Genomic DNA, 19255 nt, shown 5'->3' on the forward strand with positions numbered 1-19255 from the left:
TGATAGTTTTATAAAACTAAGAAATTTAACGAAACTTAAAAGCAGTCACCAGCAAAAATGCTGAAATTTGGTGCAGTAAAAGCTTATCCTGAATTTAAGCTCCTTTGCCGACGGGAATCATGAAAAAGCTAATTAATCGCCCAGAAGACTTTGTTAAGGAAAGTCTAGCAGGAATGGCTGCGGCTCATGCTGGTTTAATTAAGGTAAATTTTGAGCCGACTTTTGTCTATCGTGCGGATGCACCTGTACAGGGTAAAGTAGCAATTATTTCTGGTGGTGGCAGTGGTCATGAACCAATGCACGCGGGTTTTGTAGGAATGGGAATGCTTGATGCTGCTTGTCCAGGGGAGGTTTTTACTTCACCTACTCCTGATCAAATGTTAGCGGCAGCACAGCAGGTCAATGGAGGTGCTGGTATTCTTTATATCGTTAAAAATTATAGTGGCGATGTGATGAATTTTGAAATGGCCACGGAATTAGCTAGAAGTGAAGATATCCGCACCTTAAATATAATTATTGACGATGATGTGGCTGTCAAAGATAGTTTATTTACCCAAGGTAGAAGAGGGGTAGGGACAACGGTACTGGCAGAAAAAATCTGTGGCGCGGCAGCAGCCCAAGGTTATGATTTACAACAAATTGCGGATTTGTGCAAAAAGGTAAATCTGCATGGTCGTAGTGTGGGAGTGGCTTTAAGTTCTTGTACTGTTCCTGCTAAGGGTACACCGACCTTTGCTTTAGGGGATAATGAAATCGAATTGGGGATAGGAATTCATGGAGAACCGGGAAGGGAAAGGGTTTCTATGAGATCGGGGGATGAAATTACGGAAATTTTGTGGAGAACCCTAATTGATGATAGTGGCTATAATCGCACAGTTAGGGAGTGGGACGAAAATCAAACAGGATGGGTAGATATACAACTGTTAAATAAACCCTGGGAAAAAGGCGATCGCTTCTTAGCTTTTGTTAACAGTATGGGTGGGACTCCCGTTTCTGAACTTTACCTTGTCTACCGCAAACTAGCACAACTCTGTGAACAGGAAGGGTTACAAATCGTCAGAAATCTGATTGGGCCCTACATGACATCCTTAGAAATGCAAGGTTGTTCTATTACTCTGCTCAAGTTAGATGAGGAAATGTTACGGTTATGGGATGCACCAGTAAAAACCGCTAGTTTACGCTGGGGAGTTTAATATGGTTACTCAGGTGCAGATTATTGAATGGTTACAAGTATTTGCTTCTGTTATTAGGCATCATAAGGAAGAGTTGACAGAATTAGATGCTGCCATTGGCGATGCTGATCATGGCATCAATATGGATAGGGGTTTGAAAAAGGTCAGCAATATTTTACCCAGTGTGGAAGGGAAGGATATTAGCAGTATTTTCAAAACTGTGAGTATGGCTTTGATATCGAGTGTGGGTGGTGCAAGTGGTCCTTTGTATGGGACATGGTTTTTGAGGGCTAGTTCTGCAACTGCGGGTAAGCAAGAATTAACAGCAACGGATTTATCAGAGGTACTGAAAGCTGGATTAAATGGGATGACTGAGCGTGGTAAAGCGCAGTTAGGAGATAAGACTATGGTTGATGTGCTATCTCCGGCTGTAGTGGCTTTTGAACAAGCTGCCAATGAAGGAAAGGATACAGTGGCAGCTTTGAGGATAGCTGTAACCGCTGCCGAACAAGGATTACAGGCAACTATACCTATGATAGCGAAAAAGGGTAGAGCGAGTTATTTAGGCGATCGCAGTATCGGACATCAAGATCCGGGGGGTACTTCTGCCTATTGGATGTTGCGGAGTTTGTTTGAGGTGTTAGAAGGTTCTGGGGTTTAGAAAAATTTTGTCCTTGACTTCTAAAATATATGTGCTAGAATAGTAACTGCTTTGGATAAGGACGGTTAGCTCAGTTGGTTAGAGTACATCGTTGACATCGATGGGGTCGTTGGTTCGAATCCAATACCGTCCATTTTTTATTTATTAAGTTTGGTTTGCTTAATTGTGATTTCAAGCATAATATTGCCGCAAAGCCTTACAGCACTTACGTCTGTAATGTCATTAAGTTTACTGGGATCTATCATTGATTTCAAAATTTTTCAGTTCTATTTTAGACAAAAATTGCTATAAACTCCTAAATTTTTCTTAGTGGTCATTTTGATTGTGGTTCAAGCAGTAAATTTGTATTTAACTTTTATACTGTAACTGCGCGATCAAGAGCTTATGCAAGGCGATAGGGTAAGTTTAAGATAAGTTGCATTCGTAGTAATTTTATATATGGGAATTAATTTTATTTTACTAATTTGGTTAGGCGATCTCTCATTTTGAGATCCGAAGGAGAATTAAAGCCTTAATGGAAAAAGAAAAATTTAGCGCTTTTAAGTAGTCGTGCAAAATAAATTTTATATTTTGGAGAGGGAACAGGGAACAGGGAACAGGGAACAGGGAACAGGGAACAGGTAAGGAATACAGAGATTTTTGTTTGTTCCAAAAATGTTAAATTAATTTTGCTCAGGTACTTATAGATTTGGACAAGCAGCCAGTAATGAAAAAAGTTTGCGGACTTTCAACTCTTCTAGCCTTTCTCCTTCCCACCATGCTTGATCATGAGAGAGTTCGTACTCCAAATTTCTCCTAAACTCCTCTTTATCAACATTGTCACCTGTCACAAATCCACCAAATGCCATAAAATCAGCCAGAAGTTGTTTTTGCCAATCCTGTTGTACAATTTTTTTTGTGGTGTTTCGCAGTCCATGAACAAAAGCATTTAAAGCTGCATTATCCATTGTCACAACCTGCATAACTCCCCAAGGGAGATGACCTTCTGGTGCATGGCTAGGGTCGAAAATAATTTGGCTAGAGGAAATCCAAGTTTCTTGTATGCACCAGCCAACGCGATTGCCAAATGCTTGTGGATCTTTTTCGCATTCATTGAATATTTGCTTGTGTACACTGAACCCAAAACGCTGATTGCTGTACCTCACCCACAGGCGATCAATAACTTGGAGAACTTGACAAGGGAAGTTTTGGATGTTTTCGTCGGTAAGCCAGCCTTCCTTTTCTCTCTTGGCTGCTTTCAGGAGAATAGATTTAGTCGTCTCATTGGCTTTTCTCCACCCTCCTGATGCTAGCAGATTTTTCAAGCGAATGTACTCTTCCTGCGGTAGTTCTTTAGGAAGCAGAGGTATAGAATCAGATTGATTTTTGATAAATTCAATTAAAGTTTGGATCACCTGTTCATCCCACTGTTGGTAAATGCGATCGCCTATATGAATTTCTTTACCTTCCCCAATATTGACAATATTCTTACCTATTTGTGATGCTATTTGGGGATTATCAGTAAGCAGTTGTTGTAATAATTTTATATCCTCTGCCGTGTATTGCTCATTAGCAATTCTGTCAACAAGAGTTTCTAGATCATCTTTATTCATATTTTCTCAAAGACCTCTGGACTATAAACACCAAGGAATATTTTTAAATTTTGGCTTATCCATCAATATCCTACTAGCTAACGCGATTAACCCAATTATGACCCCCTTAGCTTCTCTTATTGTTGATTATTATGGCATATTGGCAAAAAATAGGCATAAATCCCCTAAGTAATCTTCCAGATGTTGCCACCAAAAAAAAGACAGCCAGGAGAATATATCCGTAAATTGGGTGAGCAGAGACAGCAGTCTGCCATCTTACGCTATGCTCTGGCAGGAGGTGTTTTTGTTGGCACACTATTTTTAGTCAGTATCTTCAGTAATTCTTCCGTGGGAATAGTCCTGTTTTTAGGGGGATTAACAACCTCTTACTACCTATACTCCAATGGGCAATACCTCATGAAACGTGCTGGTGACGCTCAAAACGGTGCTAAAGCCGAAACCCAAGTAGCTGCATTATTGCTCCCGTTGCAACGTCAAGGATGGCAAGTAGAATACAACCTGCGAATTAGGAAATGGGGAGATGCAGATGTAGTTTTATACTCTCCCAAAGGTAATTGGTTCGTGATTGATGTCAAGTCTCACAGTGGAACTAAAGTTTATGAAAGTGGTCGTCTGCGAAAGTGCTACGGTAGAAATACTTATGATTTTCAAGAAGGTGATTTGATTAGCAAAGTCAAAGGTCAAGCTTCAGAAGTCAAATCTTTAAAAAATGCCCGATGGGTGACAGGAATGCTATGTTTTACACGGGGTGATGTTGATATTCCTGGTAATAATGCTGGTGGCGTTTATGTTGTCACTGCCAATAATTTGGTTAACACTTTGTTACAGTTGGATAGCTAATTATAAGTAGTATTTATGAACTGCATTTACTCACACCAATAATAATTTTGCTTTCCTAGTACGAAGTCCCAATTTCTGACAGTCAAGCATCTATTTCAAGCAAAATCTGGAAAAATACCACTATAATCTGTATCATCTATTAATTTTTATATAATTAAGCATTTAGCTTACTGTATAAAAAAGCTAGTACAAAATTTTGTGCTGGTCAGAATATATCTTTCTCAATAGGAGAGTATGGTGCTGAGTAGTGTATTTGAAGAAATTCAGGTTATTGGTGAATCAGAAGATCCTGAATGGATAGCTGCAAAATTGCAACAGATGAAAGACCCGGATTTTGAAAGCAATGTTGTGGGGGATTCTCAGTCAAAAGGGTTTGATAAAGGAATTTTAGAGTTTTTAAACCTAGTCCAAGACCAACCTTGGATGTATGCAACACACCAGTTTGGTTACATCGCGCCTCATCATTCAGGTTCAATACAGACTCAACCTATCCAACATCCCAGTGCAATTCAAGCTGACGATACTCTCAAAAACAACCGTGTAAATATTCGTTTAGATCGCTTGCATATTGAAAAGTATCCCGGTGGTGGGACACACAATGTCCTGATTACTTTTGCAGGGACAAACCAAGTAGCTGATACTCAAGAATCTGTCAGCTTTAGTCAAACCTATCGGGTACAAGAAGGACAATCTGCTGGTATTTCTGGCTACCCTATTTTTATTGGTTTGAATGTAGGTTCACAGGGAATAGCCTTTGAATGCTCGACAGTGAACGTTAAAAATGAGCAAGACAAAGCAATATTAGCAGCATTAGAAACTTCACCTTTTCAAAGTGGACTCAAACTTTTAAAAACTACCCAACCAGCTATCGCACTTTTCACAGAAATCACCTTGGGAGTTGTCAAACTACTAGCTCAACGCCATGAAAACGTTGCTGTACAGAAATTTTACCTGGGACTAGATTTTGAAGATTCAGCAATGGGTTGTCGTCTAGCAGAGGGTAATTATATTGCTGTGCAAGTTGCAGATGAAACAGTAATTGACTGGAACAAATGGATTTACAAACCAGAAATAGGTGCAATTGTACATAAGGCAGACAGTTCCAAACTACCTTATAACTATGTAATATTCCGCATCAGTCGGTATGAGGAATAACCAATTTACTTGGCAATTAATTTTTTTATCTCATAGGAAGAAATTGACATGACAGAGAAATTTATTCACGGTTACGCCTTACTAATAGGTGTTGGAGAATCTGCTTATAGTAAATTGTCTTTGCCTGTAACTGTTAAAGATACCCAGGCAATTTACGCTGCATTAATTGATCCTGAATTGTGTGCTTATCCTGATGACAAGGATCATATTCGGATACTCAATGACAAAGATGCAACCAAAGCTGGTATTTTAGATGGATTAAATTGGTTAAAAGAAAAAGCAGAATCTGATCCTGATGCTAATGTATTTGTTTACTATTCCGGACATGGCTGGTTACATAAAACAACAAATCGTTATTATTTCCTACAACATGATATAAAGCCTACTAAACTAGCTAGTTCTGCATTACCGGCTGAGGATTTCACATCTGTCTTGCGACAAATACAGGCTGAACGTTTGTTTGTCGTTATTGATAGTTGTCATGCAGCAGGAATGACAAATTCTAAAGATGCTGATTTAGAACTTGATGAAGAATTTGATGATTTTATCCGAGTTGCTCCATCCAAAGGTGTAACTGATGAATGGAAACAAAGCAAAGGATGGGCTATTTTTACATCCTCTGAAGGTGAGCAAAAATCTTGGATAAAAGATGAAAAAATTAGTATTTATACTTATCATTTTTTGGAAGCTTTGCAAGGTGCGGGAAACAAACCAGGAGATACAGATGTTAAAGTTTCCCATATAATGAACCATCTTGACAACTCAGTTAGCAAAACTGCGCTTCAGTTGTACAACGTAGAACAAATTCCTTGTTTTAATTTAGATACAAAAGGAGATTTTAAAATTGCCAAGCTTCGAGGTGGTAAGGGTTTACCTGATAAAGGATGGGAAGAAGTTAAGCCTGAAGCGACACAGACTATTAACAAAATTGGGCAAATCATAGGTAAGCAGGAAGCAGAAAAAATTATCAATCTTGATAGCGTTGATAGTTTTCATTTTGGTGATGTAATTCATAAAAGTTAAATTCTGATTTGAAACCAAGGATGAATTAATAATACTTATTTATTAGTAAAATACCTTGGTTTTTATATTGAATAAGGCAAAATATAACAATAAATCAAGTACAGAGAAGTGGAGGTAGTTTTGAACGGAGTTAGTAAGATAAATGCTATTCTTGACGCATGGTTAGAATATGTTCATTTAGATGATTATAGTAAAGCTAGAGAAGAAGCTAGTAGTGATAAAGTTCAACTGCGTGGTATCAATTTAGTAAATGATAATCTGTTAATTGACGCGGATATTTTTTCAAAACTGCAACAGAAAGTTAAGCAAGTCCAAAAGGGTAAACAGGAAACTGTTTGGGTTTTATCTTTTCCGCAAATTATAGATGTAGACAATAAAAAATCTTATTTGTATCCTCTGTTTAGTTTAGATTTGACTTCTATTCTCAAAGGAGATTATCAAGAACAGGGATGGAATTTAGATAGCTTGACACTCACAGAAGCTGGAGATAATCTAGCCACGTATCTGAGAATGGATGATGAACAGCGCGAAAAATTAATTACTAAAGATGGCCTTAGAAGGTTTCTAGAAACAACTTTTGAATTAACATTTGATAGCTATCAGAATTGGATGGAGAGAGTTAATATACCTCCACGCTATCGTGAAACAATTCAACGTCAACCCTATTTATTCGAGTTTACAGGATTGCCATATCATTATAATCTCCGGCAAGACTTGAAAGAGATCAAATCAGGTGCGAAAAATTGGTCAACAGGACATCCGGCATTTGAATATTTATTTGGTGAGCCTAAGCCAGCAAAAGAAGAAGTTATGTATATGGGAGCTTTCCCAACAAATAAGCCACCCACTAATTCACAATCAACAGCACTGAAACACGCCCAAAGTGAACCTATAACAGCAGTACAAGGTCCACCTGGTTCTGGTAAAACTACTCTCATTCTTCATGTTATTGCTCAACAGGTAGTTAAACGCGCACTCAATCTAATTGAAACTGGTAAAGACATTAATAATTTAACAGTAGTTAGCAGTGCTAATAAGAAAGCAGTTGATAATGTAATTGAAAAACTAGATGAATTTTTTCAAGGTAACTTATTTTATCTCAAAGGAGGTAGTAAAGATAATATAGAATCGCCTAATGGAGCTATTATACAATTACAAAAAGCAATCAATTTTTTACAAACAAATGATTTCGATGAAGAATTAAATCATTCACTAAAACAAAAAATTACACAAATTAAAGATGAATTATTAGCAGAAGAATCTAGATATTTGGAGTTAAGTCATCAACGACATTTAGATACAGAACGACATAAACATCTGTTAGATAAATTTCAAACCTTGCAACATCATTTAGATGAAATTGTCGCCGATTTAATTCCTTTACAGCAACGAGCTAGAGATTTAGCAGATTATAATCAGTTACCAATACAATCTTATAGTTTTATCAATAAACATTTTGATCAAGCTGAATCACAACTATTGAAATTGTCACAAAGAAAGCGAAATTGGTTGTTTCGCCTTTTGTATTGGCTAACTGGTAACACAGAAGAAAAAATCATACATCACCTAAATTCAGTTTGTCAATCAGCTATATTACAAACATCTGCAACTATTTTTCCAATCAAACCACCTACAAGTCGTCTTGATATAATTCAACAAGCAACCCTAGTTATAAAAATAATAGATAAGGCAAATGAGTTAAAAAGTTTGCAACAAAGATTAGCAGAAAAGTATAACGATAGAGACAATACCAATAAGCAGAAGGATGATGTTCATAGGGAATTACAGTTACTAGAAATTAGGTTGGCAAATCCACTAGATGATTTTTATGCCTCCTTTCATCAGAAACTCCATGACAAGCAACAAGAGTTATTTAAGCTATCTTATGAATTTTTGATTCAGCAAGCACTCTACAACAAACACAATATCAAACAAACTTTAGAACTTTATTCTACTCTTCTTTCAGAAAAATACAACTATAAACCTAAATCTGAGATAGCCAAAAATTTAGATAAACATATAAAAAATCTCAGCTTATTTTTCCCAGTAATCACCTGTACATTGCTTTCCATCCGCAAAATGATTCCGTGGATTGAGGAATGTGTTGACCGCACGATTATAGACGAAGCAGGAATGATTGACCAACATAAAGCTTTTCCTTTATTGGTGCGATCGCACAAAGCTATTATTGTTGGAGATCCTCTACAAATTGAGCCAATTATTAATCTCAGTGACCAGAGACGTGAAAGTTATCGTCAAACAGCATTTATTAACAGAGGATTGACTGATAAAGATTACCATCGTTTTAGTCCAGAAGAAGAATATAGTGCTACCACCTATCATCGTGCTGCTGGTGCAAGTGGAGAAGGTGAAGATAATGGACAAGGAATTATTTTGAAGGAACATTTCCGTTGTCAACCTAGTATTATTCAATTTTGTAATCAAATTGCTAACTACGGTTTGGAAATAAAAACAGCACCAGTAAATTCTTTATTAGACTCACACTTAATTGCTTACGATGTTGATGGTAATATTGTCAATAATGTTAATCAAGAAGAAGTAAGTGCTGTATGTGAGATAATTGAGCATTTACAGAAACAAGGTTATTCATTAGAAGATATCGGTGTCATATCAGCATTTCGCGCTCAAGCCAATGCTCTCAAAGAAGCTATACGCAAAAAATTTCCTCAATTTAAGAAAGAGTATGTTGGTACAATTCATACTTTTCAAGGTTCTGAAAAGAAAGTTATTATACTATCTACAAAAGTTTGCCGACCACAAGATAATATTTCCTGGATCAACAAACGTCCAAATCTTTTGAATGTTGCTGTATCAAGAGCCAAAGAACTATTTATTTTGGTTGGTAATCTTTATAGACTCGAAAAAGGTAATCTGACTCGTCAGCTTGTGCAACACATTCGAGAAAATGGAGATGTCTTAGAATATAAATCAGAAGCAGAAATTCCTGAAATTGAGCCAGGAACTATTCCAGTTTATGACTGTGATCATTTAAAAGTCTTCAAAGAAGCTATAGAGCAGGCACAAGAAGAATTAATCATTGTCACTCCTTGGATTCGAGGAACTGAATCAAAGCTATTTGTTAATAATGTTGTTTCAGTTTTAGAAAGAGGAGTGAAATTAACAGTAATTTATGGACATAAAGGCAACGAAGAAAATGATGATAACGATGCCAAAACTGAGAATAATTTGAGATATCTAATATCTCAATATTCAGGTTCACAATTACATCGTTTAGGTGAAGGAAAATATACAGAAAGTAGAGGAACGAATGAAAGGATTTTGATTTGCGATACCAAGTTTGCCGTTATAGGAAGTTGGAATTGGCTTTCTCATCCTTATAGAAATAAGTGCATTAAATCGTCATCATTAGATATTAAGCCTCAAATTCGCCGAGATACAAGTATAAAATTCTCCGAATTATCCTCTATTGAGAATGTAAAAGCAGGAATTTATCAACTAATTACACAATAATTACAGTGTTTTAAATCGGTTTAAATCAAATCACAAACAACCCGAAAACCAAATTCTTTGTCTTTAGATGTTTCACTGTCGGAAAAGCGAGAGGCAGAACGACATAAATTTGAACGAGAAACCCAAGAACCACCACGCAAAATACGATATTCCTCACCATCATCTACCCATGCACTACCATCTGAGGGTGCGCCTTGATAATCATCATGTTCATAATCAGCACACCACTCCCAGACATTACCGTGTATATCATATAACCCAAATTCATTAGCTGGAAATTTACCAACTTGTGTTGTACATTGGTGATTAATGCTATTAATATTTTCATTTTCACAGCAATAATTGGCTAAATTAGTTGTGATTATTTTACCAAAATAGAATGGCGTTGAAGTTCTCGCACGACAAGCATATTCCCATTCAGCTTCACTTGGTAAACGGTAAATTCGTCCTGTTTTTTGTGAAATTCGAGCGCAAAATTCTTGTGCTTCGTACCAAGAAACTCTCTCTACAGGTAAATTATCTCCCTTAAAATAGGATGGTTCAGGGTTGAGGTGGCGATTTATTTTTGGTAGGTTTGCAATAGCCTTCCACTGCGCTTGAGTAATGGGATATCTACCCATAAAGAAGGGTTTTATATTAACTAAATGTTGAGGACGTTCATCTTCTGGTGATCCATCTTCCTCTCGTGATGCACCCATTTGAAAACGCCCTGCTTGAATAGAAACCATTTCCAGTAAAATACCATTTCCTAAATCTTCTGGAAAATACTGTGCTTGTTTGCGTTCTCGCTTTGTTTCTCGTCCTTGATCATCTAAATTGACTACTTCAAATTCAAAACTATTAAGCTCTGGAAGTGTTAGACTTAGTTGTTTTTGTGAATTAGTTGGATCTAAAACTTTTTCACTTATTTTTTCGTCTCTAACTTGGTCTTGATGAATGGTTATAATATTAATAATACTAATATTATTAATATAATCGCCATTATGAAATTTACCTATTTCATTTACATTAATAATAGAATTCGCTGACTGTTGTACAGGATATTGACTATTAGCTGTTACAAGAGATTTCTTCTGTAGGATAATATCCTTTTGATCTACATTACCTTCAGGAATGCGATCGCATATCTTGACTAACTCATCAGGTGCAGGAGTCCCTTCAATATATGTATGACTATCTGTTTGAGCTACAGAATAATGAAAGTTTTTTTGCTGATCCGTTTTAGATTCTGATTCTCCCATTGCTGCTGTTGCTCATCTGGCATACTTGCTGAAAGCTGGATTTCTCATTAGTGAGGAGACTTTTGATCTTGTGATTCGTAACACCACCAGTCCCATAACTTAGAATACAAGATATTAACCACTGTTGTATAATCGGCACAATATACTCTTAGCAGTGCGATTACCTTTGACAGTATTGCCTTTATCCAACACCTTCAAATTTCGGCAAGCTTATGCTTTAAATTTTAAATTGCGGCAAGGTTATGGTTGAAAGGGCGGCAAACTTATGCTTGAAGTCATAGAGGTTGTGATTTAAATAAAGGTATTGGCTCAATAATTAAGGGTTTAGCAGTGCTAAACCCCTACCAAATTTTAAAAATTTTCTGTTGTTTAGTCATCTTTAAATGACTTTTATTATGAGACTGGGAATTCATTCTCAGGCGATATTATCGGTGCGTTATGTTTCTCTAACGCACCCTACAAATTATTTACAAGTTATCTTTCTACATCCTCAATTTCTTTAGGAACTCCCGCAGTTAAAACCTCATTTCCCCCTGGGGTAACTAACACATCATCCTCAATTCTAATCCCAATTCCCACCCAACGCGGATCTATTGCTGGTTGATCTTCTGCGGGTTGGGTATCAGGTACAATATATAATCCCGGTTCTATAGTCAAAACCTGTCCTGGTTGTAAAAGTTGCGGGTTTTCTCCATGTTTATAAATTCCCACATCATGAACATCTAATCCTAACCAATGACTAGTACCGTGCATATAAAATGGTTTATATTTTTCCTCTTCTATTAATTTGTCAATTTCCCCTTTCAATAAACCCAATTCTACTAAACCTTCTGTTAAAATCCCCACAGCTTTTTTATGGGGTGCATCAAAAGCATTTCCGGGTTTTACTTCTGATATCGCTTGTTTTTGTGCTTCTAAAACAATTTCATATAATGCTTTTTGTTCCCCTGTAAATTTCCCACTCACCGGAAATGTTCTGGTAATATCAGAATTGTAATAACCGTAAGCACAACCAGCATCAATTAATAACAAGTCCTTTTCTTGCATCTGACAATTATTTTCGATGTAGTGCAAAACGCAAGCATTTCTCCCCGCAGCAACAATAGAAGGATAAGCAGGCCCCATTCCACCCCGCAAACGGAAAAGATGTTCTATTTCTGCTTGTATTTCATATTCAAAACGTCCGGGTTTGGTAATATTTAAAGCGTGGTTATGTGCTTCCACTGCAATATCAGCCGCTTTTCGCATTAAGTCTAATTCAGCATTACTTTTATGTAATCTCAAACTATGTAAAACTGTGCTGGGATCTTCTATTGCTGTCGGGCCGATTCCCCGTTTGGGATAGGTACGCAGTAACCTTTGGTAATGTTTGATAACGATATCATTAAAATGGCGATCGCGTCCGATATGATAATATATCCGGTCTGCTTTTTCTAAATATTGCGGTAACTTCTCCTCTAACTCTGCAATAGGGTAAGCTTCATCAGCACCATAAATTTCCTTTGCAGCATCCACCCCGCAGCGATAACCACTCCACACTTCTTTTTCCCTATCCTTGGGTTGGACAAACAAAATAAACCGATGTTCTTCATGATGGGGTGCTAACACCGCTACCGCTGACGCTTCATTAAAACCAGTTAAGTAATAAAAACTACTATCTTGACGATAAATATACTCAACATCGTTGTGCATCACTGCTGTAGGTGCGCTACGAAAAATCGCTGTACCACTGCCTATTTTTGCCATTAACTGCTCACGACGTTGCCGATATTCTGATTGCATAGCTGATTGACCTGGAAAATTATAGTATTGTTTTAACTTTAGCAATAACATAAATACATAAGTTTGTGTATTTGTAATTGCTAATCTTGATCATTTTAGCCAATTTTGAATTTATCTGAATTATCAGTTGTCATTTCCCAAAAATGTGATTGTCAACAAATTAGGATTTAATAATTAAATTCTGACATGGATAAACAAAAAATAAAATTATTTTTGATTGCTCACAGATAACTTTTAGTTTTTCAAAATAGTTATCAAAGACATCAATAAAATATCTGGAAATAGTGACATTGACTAGAATAAATTTGGCAAATGTTTGTAATTTACAGAATCTTTATTTTTAATCCCTTAAAACTTAATATTAATTACCCATAAAAACTGACTATGCCTACTAATAACAACAGTCGTTCAGCATCAGGATTAGAACAAGCAGAACTAAAAAATGCAGGTTTACTTTCTCTTGAAAAATCCGCAGGTTTGACAACATCTCTTGATAATTCACTTCCTGGCAGTTCCGCACCTGGATCATTGGAAGATAACCCATTAGTATTCCCAATCTCACCATCATTAGAATTTCCAACTTTACCACCTGTAGGCAGTAATAATCCTAATCCCAATCCTTACTTAACCAGCGCAGCAGTTGTTCCAGATTTTAATGGCGATGGTAAAACAGATAAAATGTGGGTAAATGTCCAAACTGGTGAAATTTTAGTTCGCCTCATGGACGGTACAAGAGTCATTGAACAGGCTTCTTTAGGTCAATATGACTTAACAACCTGGGATTATAAAATAGCTGATTTTAACAGTGATAATAAGACAGATTTCTTGTTAAGAAATCAACAAACTGGTGAGAATCTTGTTGTCTTAATGGATGGAACAAGAGTTGCTAATTTTGTGGCTTTAGATCGAGTTGATCCAGGTTGGAATGCTCAAATTGGCGATTTTAATGGCGATCGCAAAACCGATATTTTCTGGCGTAATAATCAAACTGGTGAAAATGCCATTTGGGAAATGAATGGTACTACAGTTACTAATGCTACCCGTCTAGAAACCACGGATTTAGCCTTAACTGCAACCATTGTTGACTTTGATGGTAACGGTAAGAGTGACATTTTCTGGCGTAATAATACCACCGGTGAAAACAGCGCTTGGTTTATGGATGGTAGCAACGCTACCACATATGATTTACAATCTCAAGATGCTTCTTGGGTTGCTACCCTGGGTGATTTTAACGGCGATTTCAGAACCGATTTATTATGGCGTAACACCTCCACCGGTGAAAACAAAATCTGGACAATGAGTGGCGTATTTGTTACCGAAGGTGTAGTAAATACACTAGGCTTAGATTGGACAGCTAACATTGGTGATTTTAACTCTGACGGTAAAACCGATATCTTCTGGCACAATGCGACAACTGGTGAAAATACAGCTTGGTTAATGGATGGTACAAGCATCAGTTCTGAAGCCTTCCTACCCAGCAATAGTCCTGGTTATACAGCATCTCTTGGTGATTATAACGGTGATGGAAAGACCGATGTTTACTGGAGAGATCAACAAACAGGTGCAGATAAAATCTGGAATATGGATGGAACTTTAGCAACTGAAAATCTCATAGCTGAAGAAGATAAACTCACTCCAGAATGGTACACAGCTTAAATTGGTAATGGGTAATTGGTATATCCATTAGCTGAAATATTGAATCTTACCCGGAATAAATAAACATAAACAGCGATCGCACTTTTGATTTAATGTCAAAGTAAGGCGATCGTTTTTTTACGGGGTAAGCTAATAGGGTAATAGTACAGTTTAAATTATTTAGGGCTTACTGACACTATCATTAAGCCCTAAAATTTTATGCGGGTTTAGCGATGCGGTGTTAAATTTAAACAAACAATCCGCCTAACTCTGAAAACTCCTAGAACTTCTCGATCTCCTTTTTTATGTATCAAGCGCAACCACCCCTAGAATTCATTCCCCCAGCTTTTAACCCGTTGTTGTTAAAATTTGTGCATCTACTATTACCAGCCTGGTTACAATGGAAAACTTCTATTAACACAATTGAAGCGGAAAATGTAGAAATATTAGCAAATCTTTATCATCAATTTCAAGATCGTAAAATTCGCTTTATGCTGGCTTTTCGTCATCCCAAAATAGATGATCCATTTTGTTTAACTTATTTATTTTCTCAACTTTTACCTAAACTAGCTCAACAGCAAAATATAAATTTAGAATATCCCATTCATACCCATTTTATCTATGATCGGGGTATTCCTTTATGGGCAGGTAAACATATTGGTTGGTTAGCAGCAAATTTAGGTGCAACTCCTATTCAAAGGGGTAAAGCTGACTGGACTGGTTTACGTTCTGCACGGGATTTATATATTAATGGTAAATTTCCTATGGCTGCTGCGCCAGAAGGTGCTACAAATGGTTTATCAGAAATTATTAGTCCTCTAGAACCTGGCATTGCCCAAATGGGTTTTTGGTGTGCGGAAGATTTACAAAAAGCTGGGAGAAAAGAGCAGGTTTTTATTCTCCCCATCGGTATTAAATATAGTTATATAAATGAACCTTGGGCGGAAATTTCTAATTTATTAACTGAGTTAGAAACTGCTAGTGGGTTAAATATTGCATCAACAAATAATCCAAATTCTTTTGAAGTATTATATTCACGGTTATTGAGTTTAGCTGAAAATTTGTTATCTATAATGGAGCAGTTTTATACAAAATTCTATCACCAGACTTTACCAGATAAAAAAATTACCAATGGTGAAATAAGTGATAGAAATGAAGCCTTAGCCTATCGCTTACAATCTGTAATGAATATTGCCTTATTCATTGCTGAACAATATTTTGATTTATCATCTAGAGGTAATTGGAATGATAGATGTAGAAGAGTAGAACAAGCGGGATGGAATTATATTTTTAGGGAAGATTTCAAGGAAATTAAATCAATTTCAATGATTGAAAAACATCTAGGAGATAGAATTGCGGAGGAAGCTTATTTTCGGATGTGGCATATGAGATTAGTAGAGAGTTTTGTGGCTGTTTCTGGTACGTATATCCAGGCAAGACCCACCGTAGAAAGATTCGCAGAAATGACTTTATTGTTATGGGATATGGTGAATAAAATTAAGGGTTCTTATCCGGCAAAACGTCCCGAATTAGGTAAACAAAAAGCGAAAATTACTGTGGGTGAACCTATTTCTGTTTCTGAACGTTATCCTAGTTATAAAACTAATCGGGTAGCTGCTAGAAAAGCGGTAACAGACTTAACCAGTGACTTGCAGCAGGTGTTAGAAAAGTTAGTTGTTTAGTCAAGATTTTTAACTCTATCACCTGTTAGCTATTCATAAATCTTTCAGATACAAGAAGAATAGTGATATAGTTACCAGCATCGGTTCTAATGGGGAGCAGCCATTGGACGTGAGGGGGAAAGTCTGGTGCAAATCCGGCGCTGTCCCGCAACTGTAAGCCACAATATGGTAAGTCAGGATGCCCGCCGAAAAAAGGACGTTTATATACATATATCTGCGAGGTACAGATTTTGTCTAGAAAAAAACAGGGGTTAGTTAGTCTAATCCTCATGGCTGTTGTTAGTTTTTACTTAGTAGTTGGTTTCCCCAAACCCGCCTATGCTATGCACATTATGGAAGGTTTTTTACCGATAGAATGGGCAATTTTTTGGTGGGTTGTAGCGTTACCATTTTTTGTTTTAGGATTGCTACGTCTGAATCGTATTACCAAAGCTAACCCAGAGTTGAAACTGTTGTTGGGATTAGCCGGTGCTTTTGCTTTTGTGCTGTCAGCGTTAAAAATTCCTTCCGTGACTGGTAGTTGTTCTCATCCCACCGGCACAGGTTTAGGTGCGGTACTGTTTGGACCGCTGACAATGACAGTTTTAGGTAGCTTGGTATTGTTATTTCAGGCTTTATTATTGGCACATGGTGGTTTGACGACTTTGGGAGCAAATGCTTTTTCAATGGCGATCGCCGGACCCTTTGCAGCTTATTGGATTTATAATCTCATCATGGGTGCAAGTGGTAAACAAAAAACTGCCATATTCTTAGCCGCAGCTTTAGCAAATTTACTCACCTACGTTATCACTTCTATCCAACTCGCCTTGGCTTTTCCTGCACCGGTGGGTGGATTTATCGCTTCATTTACAAAATTCGCGGCAATTTTTGCTGTTACTCAAATACCCTTAGCAATCAGTGAAGGATTATTAACTGTATTAGTATGGAACTGGCTACAATCTTATAATCCTCAAGAATTGGAACTGTTGCAATTAATCAAGGGAAGAAATCACAGCAATGAATCAATCTAGTAAAAGCTTGAATAACTGGTTTTTAATCTTAGCAGTGTTAGGTTTAGCAATCGCACCTTTAATATTTGTCCGTGGTGCAGAATTTGGTGGTGCAGACGGCGAAGCAGAAACAGTTATTAATGAAATACAACCTGAATATAAACCCTGGTTTACATCAATTATGACACCAGCTAGTAAAGAAGTAGAAAGTCTATTATTTGCTTCTCAAGCTGCTGTCGGTGCGGGAGTAGTTGGTTACGCAATTGGTTTATATAAAGGACGTTCCCAACAACCTAAAGAATGAGTTTAAAATTAGATACTTTAGCTTATACAAATCAACTGCGAGGATTACCGCCGGAACATAAAATAATTTTTGCCTTGACAACCTTGACTATTTCCCTATTTACCCATCCCTTAGTGCAAATTTGTACAGCACTTTGGATAGGAATTTGGATCTTAATTTACGCCAGAATTCCGGCTGGTATTTATTTGCGGTTATTACTATTCACCCTAATTTTCTGTTTAACAAGTTTACCAGCACTGATGATAAATGGAGTATCAATTGCTAATTTGCAAACTGCACAATTAGACTCATTGTATGGGTTTAATTTTGGCAACTTCTATATTTACATCAGTTATAGTGGCAGCATTCAAGCATGGGAAATTTTAACTAGAGCCTTAGCTTCTGTTTCCTGCTTATATTTTCTCATGTTTACCGTTCCTTTCACAGAGATATTACAAACCCTGCGAGATTGGAAATTTCCAGTGCTGTTAACCGATTTATTATTACTAATGTATCGGTTTATCTTCATTTTGCTAAAAACAGCAGATGAATTATGGACAGCACAAAATTCTCGTGGTGGCTACCGTAATTGGCATACTAGCATGAAAAGTTTAGCCTTATTAATTGGAAAATTATTACAGCGAACTCTACAACAATATAGTCAATTTTCTTTAGGATTAAAAGCGCGAGGTTTTGCCGGTGAACTTCGAGTTTGGCATCCCCGCCGTTATCGTCCATCTCCACGTTATATAATTGAAGCAACTTGTGGCTGTGTATTATTAATAGGATTAGAAATTTGCCAAAATGCAGGAATATTTACTCGAATTTGAGCAAGTATATTACACCTATCCAGGTTCACAACAATCTACTTTAAATGGTTTAAGTATCAAGATTCCTGCCGGGAAAAAATGTGCATTAATTGGTCAAAATGGTTGTGGTAAAACCACACTTTTTTTATTAGCAAATGGTTTATATAAACCTAATTCTGGCATTGTTAGTTGGTGTGGTAAACCATTAATTTATAATCGTCAAGACCTCAGTAAAATCCGTCAAAAAGTCGGTTTAGTATTTCAAGATCCAGAACAACAAATAGTAGCTTCTACCGTTGAAGAAGATATTTCCTATGGTTTATGTAATTTAGGTTTACCAACAGCAGAAATTAAATACCGAGTAGAACAAGTATTAATTGAATTTGGACTTACCAAGTTAGCAGACAAACCTGTACATCATCTTAGTTTAGGACAGAAAAAGCGAGTTTCTATAGCTGATGTTATGGTACTAAAACCGCAGCTTTTAATATTAGATGAACCAACCGCATATTTAGATGTAAAACACACTAGAAACTTGATGAAAACACTCAAACAAATTCATCAAGACGGCAATACTTTATTAATGGCTACCCATGATTTAGATTTAGTCTATCGTTGGGCAGATTGGGTTTTTGTCATGGATAAAGGACAATTGATGCTAGAGGGAACACCAGAAGATGTATTTTGCCAGCAGACACTTTTAGAAGAGTTAGAATTAGGTGTACCATTAATATATGAAATGTTATTTGATGGACTATCTCCTGAAGAGGAGATAATTATAGAGAGAGTCAGGCAACGGATATTAAAAGATAGCTAAAATCAATATCTAGTGATTACAAATCTTAAAACTTATGGAATTATCACAGTACAAGTAAATATGACTGTATATCATATACACA

15 protein-coding genes, 1 tRNA gene and 1 riboswitch are annotated in these 19255 nt (G+C 36.7%); of the genes, 13 read left to right on the forward strand and 3 right to left on the reverse strand.

Translation table 11 applies throughout. The features are described from left to right. Window positions 1–119: 119 nt before the first annotated feature. From dhaK to WJM97_RS21740, 3 genes are all read left to right on the forward strand, one after another. Window positions 120–1193, forward strand: a complete 1074-nt coding sequence (gene dhaK, locus WJM97_RS21730) for a dihydroxyacetone kinase subunit DhaK (protein ID WP_353930841.1) — start codon at window positions 120–122, stop codon at window positions 1191–1193. Window position 1194: 1 nt separating this feature from the next. Next, window positions 1195–1833 carry a dihydroxyacetone kinase subunit DhaL gene (dhaL, locus tag WJM97_RS21735; RefSeq protein WP_353930842.1) on the forward strand — a complete coding sequence of 213 codons (639 nt, stop codon included), beginning with the start codon at window positions 1195–1197 and terminating at the stop codon, window positions 1831–1833. 59 nt (window positions 1834–1892) lie between these two features. Next, window positions 1893–1966, forward strand: a tRNA-Val gene (locus WJM97_RS21740). Window positions 1967–2513: 547 nt separating this feature from the next. Here the strand turns inward: WJM97_RS21740 and WJM97_RS21745 are convergent. Continuing rightward, the gene (locus WJM97_RS21745) at window positions 2514–3425 is read right to left on the reverse strand and encodes a GUN4 domain-containing protein (protein WP_353930843.1); all 912 of its coding nucleotides are present in this window, start codon (window positions 3423–3425) and stop codon (window positions 2514–2516) included. 180 nt (window positions 3426–3605) lie between these two features. Between WJM97_RS21745 and WJM97_RS21750 the strand changes: the two genes are divergently transcribed. From WJM97_RS21750 to WJM97_RS21765, 4 genes are all read left to right on the forward strand, one after another. Continuing rightward, window positions 3606–4265, forward strand: a complete 660-nt coding sequence (locus WJM97_RS21750; RefSeq protein WP_353930844.1) for a nuclease-related domain-containing protein — start codon at window positions 3606–3608, stop codon at window positions 4263–4265. 234 nt (window positions 4266–4499) lie between these two features. Then, window positions 4500–5420 carry a hypothetical protein gene (locus WJM97_RS21755; protein ID WP_353930845.1) on the forward strand — a complete coding sequence of 307 codons (921 nt, stop codon included), beginning with the start codon at window positions 4500–4502 and terminating at the stop codon, window positions 5418–5420. Between the two features lie 48 nt (window positions 5421–5468). Next, window positions 5469–6443, forward strand: coding sequence for a caspase family protein (locus WJM97_RS21760; protein WP_353930846.1), 975 nt, complete (start codon window positions 5469–5471; stop codon window positions 6441–6443). A 120-nt stretch (window positions 6444–6563) separates the two neighbouring features. Continuing rightward, window positions 6564–9935, forward strand: coding sequence for an AAA domain-containing protein (locus WJM97_RS21765; RefSeq protein WP_353930847.1), 3372 nt, complete (start codon window positions 6564–6566; stop codon window positions 9933–9935). Window positions 9936–9955: 20 nt separating this feature from the next. Here WJM97_RS21765 and WJM97_RS21770 read toward each other — a convergent pair whose 3' ends face one another. Both WJM97_RS21770 and WJM97_RS21775 read right to left on the reverse strand, forming a co-directional pair. Next, on the reverse strand, window positions 9956–11176 hold the full coding sequence (locus WJM97_RS21770) for a formylglycine-generating enzyme family protein (RefSeq protein WP_353930848.1): 1221 nt from the start codon (window positions 11174–11176) through the stop codon (window positions 9956–9958). A gap of 474 nt (window positions 11177–11650) precedes the next feature. Further along, window positions 11651–12958, reverse strand: a complete 1308-nt coding sequence (locus WJM97_RS21775; RefSeq protein WP_353930849.1) for an aminopeptidase P N-terminal domain-containing protein — start codon at window positions 12956–12958, stop codon at window positions 11651–11653. Window positions 12959–13342: 384 nt separating this feature from the next. On the opposite strand from WJM97_RS21775, the gene WJM97_RS21780 reads away from it, so the two are divergent. From WJM97_RS21780 to WJM97_RS21805, 6 genes are all read left to right on the forward strand, one after another. Then, a complete protein-coding gene (locus tag WJM97_RS21780; RefSeq protein WP_353930850.1) occupies window positions 13343–14614 on the forward strand; it encodes a VCBS repeat-containing protein in 1272 nt (423 codons plus the stop codon). Window positions 14615–14886: 272 nt separating this feature from the next. Then, entirely contained in the window at window positions 14887–16275 is a 1389-nt protein-coding gene (locus WJM97_RS21785; protein WP_353933236.1) for a 1-acyl-sn-glycerol-3-phosphate acyltransferase, read from the forward strand. A 64-nt stretch (window positions 16276–16339) separates the two neighbouring features. Continuing rightward, window positions 16340–16480: riboswitch (cobalamin riboswitch) on the forward strand. A gap of 64 nt (window positions 16481–16544) precedes the next feature. After that, window positions 16545–17285 carry an energy-coupling factor ABC transporter permease gene (locus tag WJM97_RS21790; RefSeq protein ID WP_353933237.1) on the forward strand — a complete coding sequence of 247 codons (741 nt, stop codon included), beginning with the start codon at window positions 16545–16547 and terminating at the stop codon, window positions 17283–17285. Beyond that, a complete protein-coding gene (locus WJM97_RS21795) occupies window positions 17272–17568 on the forward strand; it encodes an energy-coupling factor ABC transporter substrate-binding protein (protein WP_353930851.1) in 297 nt (98 codons plus the stop codon). The genes WJM97_RS21790 and WJM97_RS21795 overlap by 14 nt, the downstream gene beginning before the upstream one ends. Continuing rightward, a complete protein-coding gene (cbiQ, locus tag WJM97_RS21800) occupies window positions 17565–18377 on the forward strand; it encodes a cobalt ECF transporter T component CbiQ (protein ID WP_353930852.1) in 813 nt (270 codons plus the stop codon). Before WJM97_RS21795 ends, cbiQ begins: the two co-directional genes overlap by 4 nt. Next, on the forward strand, window positions 18352–19173 hold the full coding sequence (locus WJM97_RS21805; protein ID WP_353930853.1) for an ABC transporter ATP-binding protein: 822 nt from the start codon (window positions 18352–18354) through the stop codon (window positions 19171–19173). The genes cbiQ and WJM97_RS21805 overlap by 26 nt, the downstream gene beginning before the upstream one ends. Window positions 19174–19255: the final 82 nt, after the last annotated feature.

The sequence above is a fragment of the Okeanomitos corallinicola TIOX110 genome (assembly GCF_038050375.1).
Classification (GTDB): Bacteria; Cyanobacteriota; Cyanobacteriia; order Cyanobacteriales; family Nostocaceae; genus Okeanomitos; species Okeanomitos corallinicola.

Excerpts from the sequence above, each read along its gene's own strand:
- dhaK (WP_353930841.1), top strand. The coding sequence starts at position 120 with ATGAAAAAGCTAATTAATCGCCCAGAAGACTTTGTTAAGGAAAGTCTA.
- dhaL (WP_353930842.1), top strand. The coding sequence starts at position 1,195 with ATGGTTACTCAGGTGCAGATTATTGAATGGTTACAAGTATTTGCTTCT.
- WJM97_RS21745 (WP_353930843.1), bottom strand. The coding sequence starts at position 3,425 with ATGAATAAAGATGATCTAGAAACTCTTGTTGACAGAATTGCTAATGAG.
- WJM97_RS21750 (WP_353930844.1), top strand. The coding sequence starts at position 3,606 with ATGTTGCCACCAAAAAAAAGACAGCCAGGAGAATATATCCGTAAATTG.
- WJM97_RS21755 (WP_353930845.1), top strand. The coding sequence starts at position 4,500 with ATGGTGCTGAGTAGTGTATTTGAAGAAATTCAGGTTATTGGTGAATCA.
- WJM97_RS21760 (WP_353930846.1), top strand. The coding sequence starts at position 5,469 with ATGACAGAGAAATTTATTCACGGTTACGCCTTACTAATAGGTGTTGGA.
- WJM97_RS21770 (WP_353930848.1), bottom strand. The coding sequence starts at position 11,176 with ATGGGAGAATCAGAATCTAAAACGGATCAGCAAAAAAACTTTCATTAT.
- WJM97_RS21775 (WP_353930849.1), bottom strand. The coding sequence starts at position 12,958 with ATGCAATCAGAATATCGGCAACGTCGTGAGCAGTTAATGGCAAAAATA.
- WJM97_RS21780 (WP_353930850.1), top strand. The coding sequence starts at position 13,343 with ATGCCTACTAATAACAACAGTCGTTCAGCATCAGGATTAGAACAAGCA.
- WJM97_RS21790 (WP_353933237.1), top strand. The coding sequence starts at position 16,545 with ATGGCTGTTGTTAGTTTTTACTTAGTAGTTGGTTTCCCCAAACCCGCC.
- WJM97_RS21795 (WP_353930851.1), top strand. The coding sequence starts at position 17,272 with ATGAATCAATCTAGTAAAAGCTTGAATAACTGGTTTTTAATCTTAGCA.
- cbiQ (WP_353930852.1), top strand. The coding sequence starts at position 17,565 with ATGAGTTTAAAATTAGATACTTTAGCTTATACAAATCAACTGCGAGGA.
- WJM97_RS21805 (WP_353930853.1), top strand. The coding sequence starts at position 18,352 with ATGCAGGAATATTTACTCGAATTTGAGCAAGTATATTACACCTATCCA.